At 41.5% G+C, this 6666-nt stretch carries 7 protein-coding genes; 4 read left to right on the top strand and 3 right to left on the bottom strand.

Annotation, left to right across the window (positions count from 1 at the left end; translation table 11 throughout):
- Positions 1 to 266: 266 nt before the first annotated feature.
- From ACMHKH_RS14315 to ACMHKH_RS14305, 3 genes are all read left to right on the top strand, one after another.
- Positions 267 to 1103 carry an HAD hydrolase family protein gene (locus tag ACMHKH_RS14315; RefSeq protein WP_413521298.1) on the top strand — a complete coding sequence of 279 codons (837 nt, stop codon included), beginning with the start codon at positions 267 to 269 and terminating at the stop codon, positions 1101 to 1103.
- Between the two features lie 99 nt (positions 1104 to 1202).
- Positions 1203 to 2384, top strand: coding sequence for a cysteine protease StiP domain-containing protein (locus ACMHKH_RS14310; RefSeq protein WP_413521297.1), 1182 nt, complete (start codon positions 1203 to 1205; stop codon positions 2382 to 2384).
- Positions 2385 to 2459: 75 nt separating this feature from the next.
- The gene (locus tag ACMHKH_RS14305; protein ID WP_413521296.1) at positions 2460 to 3536 is read left to right on the top strand and encodes an HpcH/HpaI aldolase/citrate lyase family protein; all 1077 of its coding nucleotides are present in this window, start codon (positions 2460 to 2462) and stop codon (positions 3534 to 3536) included.
- A 125-nt stretch (positions 3537 to 3661) separates the two neighbouring features.
- Here ACMHKH_RS14305 and ACMHKH_RS14300 read toward each other — a convergent pair whose 3' ends face one another.
- Positions 3662 to 4474, bottom strand: coding sequence for an alpha/beta fold hydrolase (locus ACMHKH_RS14300; protein ID WP_413521295.1), 813 nt, complete (start codon positions 4472 to 4474; stop codon positions 3662 to 3664).
- Positions 4475 to 4784: 310 nt separating this feature from the next.
- Between ACMHKH_RS14300 and ACMHKH_RS14295 the strand changes: the two genes are divergently transcribed.
- A complete protein-coding gene (locus tag ACMHKH_RS14295) occupies positions 4785 to 5582 on the top strand; it encodes an enoyl-CoA hydratase/isomerase family protein (RefSeq protein WP_413521294.1) in 798 nt (265 codons plus the stop codon).
- A 116-nt stretch (positions 5583 to 5698) separates the two neighbouring features.
- Here the strand turns inward: ACMHKH_RS14295 and ACMHKH_RS14290 are convergent, their stop codons facing one another.
- On the bottom strand, positions 5699 to 6265 hold the full coding sequence (locus tag ACMHKH_RS14290; protein WP_413521293.1) for a PACE efflux transporter: 567 nt from the start codon (positions 6263 to 6265) through the stop codon (positions 5699 to 5701).
- A gap of 56 nt (positions 6266 to 6321) precedes the next feature.
- Positions 6322 to 6666 (bottom strand): DUF805 domain-containing protein (locus tag ACMHKH_RS14285; protein ID WP_413521292.1); only part of this gene is annotated, 345 nt, incomplete at its 5' end.

Here is a 6666-nt window from a genome sequence, read left to right as displayed (position 1 = left end):
AACTATTCTTATAACCCCACATCTTATCTTCTGCCTATTCAAATTGATCTGCCTAATTACAAATTGGTTAAATCCAATCCTCTGGTAATAATTTTGTACTTTTATTATTAATTTATTCTGACCTTTTTTATGATTATCGTTATACTGTCTACATTTGGCTAAGGCTTGCTAGATGGTTAATTTGCAATGCTAAAAATCAGCGCTTTATATCCGTATTTAAGCTGTATCTCAACAGCCTTACCATTATTCTATCTTTGGAAAACCTAATGACCTCCCCATTTTTCCAACCTAGCTTAAACATCATCAAACCTTATGCACTCATGGATTTAGACGACACACTGTTTCAGACCCAGCGTAAAATTGATGCTTGGGAATTACCAACGACTGAACCTGAAAACCTGATTTGCGCCACTGTCAATAAACAAGGTGAGCCGTTAAGCTTTATGAGTCAGCGCCAAGCGGTATTCTTTAATTGGCTCCTTGCTAGTACCGAATTGATCGCCGTGACAGCACGGGACCGTCAGGAAATTAAGCGCGTTAAGTTACCTTTTAATAGCTGGCAAGTATTGACCCATGGCGCAATTATTTTGACGTCTGATGGTGAGTTATTAAGCACATGGCAGCAGCATATGTATAATGCGCTTGCGCCATTGCAAGATAAGCTCAATCAGCTGAGCGAAGTATTTGCGAATCACAGTAAAGGGGCTAACAGTCAGTTAGTGTTTACGCCGCATAGCGATACTTTTGATAGTGGCAAGATTAGTTATAATGCTTCTAACAAGCATAAGTTGACCATTTACCTAGCCATTAAACATGCGCAAAAAGACCATCAAGCACTGAAGGAGTTAGCTGCACAGCTACCGATTCTCGTACCGGACTTTGATACGCATTTTTATGTGCACGTAAATGCTAATAACTTGGCAATACTACCGCACGCCGTTCATAAACGTCACGCGGTACAGTTTTTATTAGAGCAGCATTTAGATCATCAGCGCCCAAGCTTTGGTTTTGGTGATAGCCTGGCAGATCTGCCATTTTTGCAATTGCTTGACTGGTACGGCATGCCCAATCACGGCCAGATACATGAACAATTTCAAGCTTAATAATAGAGATTATATTCTCATCACTTCACACTGAAATTTCGTCACACTGTTATTATCATTTCATCATATTGCCATTAAGCGAGTACCCATATTTCTAACATGACCTCAAATAATCAAAACAATAAAATAGCCAATTTATCCCAGTACGGCTCAGGAAGCTATCTTGCCAGCGATGTCACTGTGCTACTCGACATCGTTGATAAAGATGCTGTTGCTGATGTGCCTGTCGCGCAAAAAGAAGCGCTGATCCAAAGCGGGCAGCGTCACTACTCGGATATGCTGACATTGGAAGACGCGCCAAGTGCCATACACGAACAGCTGTATATCGAGGCGTTAGAGCAAGGTAAGATAAGAGCAGCGACTGATATTGCACATTTAGCCTATACGCTACAGCAGGTTTTTCAGCCAAGCGTTGATAATGACCGTCCGTTGATATTGGTCAGCTTGGTACGAGCTGGCTTGCCAATTGGCGTGCTATTGCAGCGTGCATTGGCAGATGCTGATAGCAGCTATTCTTTACCTAGTGTGCATTATGGTATCAGCATCATTCGTGATCGCGGTCTTGATTCGGTTGCCTTACAGATAATATTAAATAACCATCCCCATAGTCCGATTGTGTTTGTCGATGGTTGGACCGGTAAAGGAGCAATTTATCAAGAGCTAGCTCGTAGCTTAGAAGTCTTTAGTGACACTAATCATCCTAACTTTGCTAATATTTTTCATCAAGGTAAAGGTGTTATTCCCCTATTAACACTTGCTGATCCGGCTGGCGTTGCTTGGTTTGCTGCTAGTATCGATGACTGGTTGATTCCATCAGGTTTATTGAACAGTACCGTATCGGGACTCATATCACGTAGCTTATATACTGAGCCGGCGTTGGGGCTGCATCGCAGTATTTTTTATGATAATTTAATTGAGCAAGATCATAGCCTAGCTTTTATCGATTGTATCGATGCGACAAGGCGAACCCTGAGCACGCCTTTAAAGTGCTTGCCAACCTATAAGCGCCCTCGCTACCAGACCGCAGACTTAATCGATAAGCTGGCAGCAGAATATAATATCAGCAATCGCAATCGTATTAAGCCGACCATCGCTGAAGCAACACGGGCGATATTACGCCGCGATCCTGAGTATATTTTGCTGGCAAGCGCTGAACATCCCGATACCATTTTATTACGCCATTTATGTGCACAGCGCCATATCCCTATCCGTGTGTTAGGTGATAAAATACTGCCTTATCAAGCGATTACCCTTATCAAGCAGCGCGCCACAGACGATTAACGCTCTATCGTTTTATGCATGAGATTTCAATCGCTCTCTATACCTATCCATTTACCACTATTTACGATGCCCATTATGTCAGATATGCCACAAAACGAGTCCAATCTTTATCAAAACACCCAGTCTTACGCGCATCTGATTACTGAGCGTCACGCTATGCTCAAGCCTCATATGCACCACCCGTATCAGTTGGGCGCGAGCTTATATATGCCAGCAACGCGCCAAGATATTTGGCAAGTGATTAAGCGTGATAAATTACCGACGATTAATAGTATTATTATCTGCCTAGAAGACGCAGTCAGCCACAATGATGTTGAGTTGGCACTTGAGCGCCTGCAAATACTGCTGAATACATGGGCGACGCACGTCGATAGTATCAATGAGCCGACGCAGCCCGAAACACAGCAAACCGAGATACGACCAAAGCAGCCAACGCGCCCATTGGTATTTATACGTCCGCGCCATCCCGCGATGTTAGAGCAGTTATCAAATTTTGCTCATATTGATTTGGTTGATGGCTTTGTGATGCCAAAAGTCGATATGTATAGCCTGTCTAATTGGCGCATGGCTTGTCAGAATCTGAGTACTGAGATGCTACTGATGCCGACGCTTGAGACAGCAGCGCTATTTAACCCGCATCACAATCAGGAGCTAGCGATTGGTTTTAAAGAAGCCTTTAGCCAGCCCGTTTTTGCCTTGCGTATCGGTGGTAATGACTTGTTTGCAGCGCTGCGTTTGCGTCGTCCCAAGAATAGTATTGTCTACGACACGCCCGTTGGTACGCTCGCCTATCAGCTGCTTGGCTGTTTTGTACCGCATGGCTTTTATCTCTCCGCGCCAGTGTTTGAATATTTGGACGAGCCAACGTTATTTATGCAAGAGCTAACGCGTGATGTCAGCTTAGGTCTGGTGGGGAAAACGGTGATTCATCCAAGTCAGATTGCTTTGGTACAACAAGCCTACTGTGTACCGCTGAGTATTTTAGATGAGGCGCAGGCAATCTTACATAGCGAGGCAAAAGCGGTCTTTAAATATAATAATACTATGCTAGAGCCTGCAACCCATCGTGCCTGGGCAACAGAAATCGTCAATCGCGCTCAAGTATTTAGCACCATCAATGATGGAAATAATGACTTTGCTGCACGCTTATAAAATGTAAACAACCTTTTAAAAGCATTAAAAAAAAGCCGTTATCATAAATTTGATAATGGCTTTTTCATTAGAGTTTTTTATGCAGATAAATACTTTTGTATTAGATAACGAATAAGTAATGAGCACTACATAAAGTTTGCTAAAAACTTATTAATGGCTTTATTAACCTGTTCTGGTTCTTCAACTGTCGACGTATGCCCCGCACCTTTAATCACAACAAGCTTAGAGCCTTCTATCGCGAAATGCATGCGCTCAGCTTTTACATAAGGCGTTGCTGCATCTTCATCACCAACGATGATAAGCGTTGGCGTCTTAATATCACTGAGCTGATCATACATTGCAGAGCGCTCAATCACGCCAGTGGTTGCCTTGACGACCCCGCCTTTACGGTTGCTTTGCAGCATAGACAACCACTCTCTACGGTTAGCCTTACGCGATTTATCTGACAAAAAGCTGCTACCAAACATGATAGGCATTACTTTTTGACTGACACGCTTCATACCCAACCAACGAATGGCTTTCATAAGTTTGCGGTACTGTGGCACATTTTTTGGATCTTCGGGATCAGCGGAGGTTTCAAGCAATGTTAGCGATAGCAGTAATTTAGGTCGTTTTAATGCAATACGTTGGGCGACAAAGCCACCCATTGACAGCCCTAAAAAATGACATTTATCAATATTTAGTGCCTCTAACAACGCCAGTGTATCCTCAGTTAAAGTCTCCATATCGTAGCCAGATTTGGTGATTTCAGACTGACCTTGTCCCCGAAAATCAAAGGCAATACAGCGATAACCTGCTTTAAAATACTCAACTTGCTTGTCGAACATGCGCGTATTCCATAGCAGACCATGGGCAAATACCATAACCGGCTTTTGCTTGTCGTTTGGCGCACTGTCTTCATAATAAATATCGACATCATTGACACGAATAATTGGCATGACTACTTCCTTGTTGGTGTAATAAAAAATCAAACCTTTTACAATCTGCCTTCTAGCATAATTCAACCTTCTATTAGATAGTAGCCTTATTTTTGAATGATAGGTTTTATACCTTTAGTAATACAGATAACAGTAAGAAATACTATTCAAAACGTGCCTTCAGCGCGCATAAATCTCGCTTTTATAATAACCTCAAGCTGCTATAGTAATTGGTATTGCGTTATTTGTCTGACTTACTGCCAATAGCTACTATTAGCAAACCCTTTTTATTGCAACCACTATTTAAAAAACTCTTTTAAGGATATCCAAAATGTCACAAGCTCTCGTCGAATACCAAGCCGAAAACCATATTGCTACTATCACGATGAACGACCCAAAAACCTTGAATGCTTTTAGTACGTTACTTAAAGATGCCATGATGGCAGCACTGACTAAAGCAAATGAAGATGAGCAAGTGCGCGTCATCGTTTTGCAAGGTGCTGGTAATAATTTCTCAAGTGGCGGACATATCGGTGAGATGTTAGAAAACGGCATGGAGAGCGAGGCATTATCAGATAAGCTGAACTTTATGGTTGGCGAAGTGGCAGAGATTAGCTTAAAGCTGCGTAATATTCATAAACCTATTATCGCTAAGTTAGAGGGTGCCGTCGCTGGCGCTGGGATGAACTTGGCTCTGACTTGTGATTTCCGTATTGCCGCTGATAATGCCAAATTTGTGCAAGCCTTTGTTAATATCGGTCTGATTCCGGATGCTGGCGGTATTTATTTGCTTAATCAGTTGATTGGTGTGGCAAAAACCACTGAGATGGTGATGCTCGGTGATAAGCTAAAAGCGGAAGATATGGCACGTTTAAACTTGGTTAATGAGGTGGTTACTAGCGATGAACTAGATGCTAGAGTATTAGCGTTAGCAACGCGTCTGAGCAACTTGCCCGGAAAAGCATTGGCATCGATGAAGCATATGATTAATACCCATGCTTATATGGGATTGAATGAAGCCCTCGATATGGAAGTAGATCAACAAACCATGCTTGCCAAAACCGATGATTTTAAAGAAGGCATTAGCGCATTTATGGAAAAACGTAAGCCAGTTTATCAGGGTAAATAAAAACTGATAACACTAAGCTTTGCAATATCATTAAAAAGGCTGCCATTAGGTAGCCTTTTTTTGAGTAAAACTCTATAAGCAATAGTCAAAAATATAGGTATTAATATTTTTACTTATTAAGAAGCAGAAGCACTTTTATAGTGATGCGGTAAAGTAAATATTTTGTCAAAACCCAAGGTGAAGAAAAAAGTATAAACCAAGAAAAACAGCAGTAACGCAGCTTCCATCATAAAGGCTTTGATAAAGCCAACATCGTACCAAATCATATATAGTGGTAGGCAAATCAAAACCAATCCGCCTTCAAAACCTATCGCATGGGCACTACGTATGAAGAACGTGCGCTGCATCACCTGCTTGCGACGTTCCCAGTTTTCAAACGCCGTATTGTAAATAAAGTTCCAAATAACCGCTGCCAATGACACCATAATGGCAACTGGAAGAGATTCTGCGGCGCTGCTATTACTTAACAACATAAGAACGAAGGTAGATGAAATAATAGCAATGATTTCAAAAATCGTCACATAAACCAAACGACGTTTGATGGGGGATAAAGTAATCAACCAAAACTCCAAAGCACTTGAGCGTAAACAAAAAGTACCTGTCAAAGTATCGGTCCGTCCCGAGATAGAAAAAGATGAGTCACATACAGAGCCACGGTTTCCGCCTGCACCTATAGTATACATAAGATAATGAGAGACACCAGGCTCAACTGATAACAAAATGAGACATGGAAAATTGCTTATTTTGCTGGTGGACCCCATTGATTGGTCTCATATTTGGTATTGCTTGCAAGAAATACAATTAATATTATGGTACCTATTAAAGGAATAAGTGAGATAAATAGCCACCATCCTGATCGACTGGTATCATGTAACCGACGTATTCCAACTGAAAGGCTGGGCAAAAATAAGCCCAATGCTACCAAGAAATAAAATAAGCTCGTTTCTGAGCTAAATATTACTGAGTCTAAAACACTGGCAATAATTAATAAAATAAATTGAGCAAGATTAAAATACCAAAACTCTTTACGACGCGCTCGACCAGAGAAGTTGGTATAATTTCTTAATCCTTTTTTAAACCAATC

Source organism: Psychrobacter glacincola, from assembly GCF_965118485.1.
GTDB classification, from domain to species: Bacteria; Pseudomonadota; Gammaproteobacteria; order Pseudomonadales; family Moraxellaceae; genus Psychrobacter; species Psychrobacter glacincola_D.
This window is presented reverse-complemented; position numbering and strand designations above follow the sequence as displayed.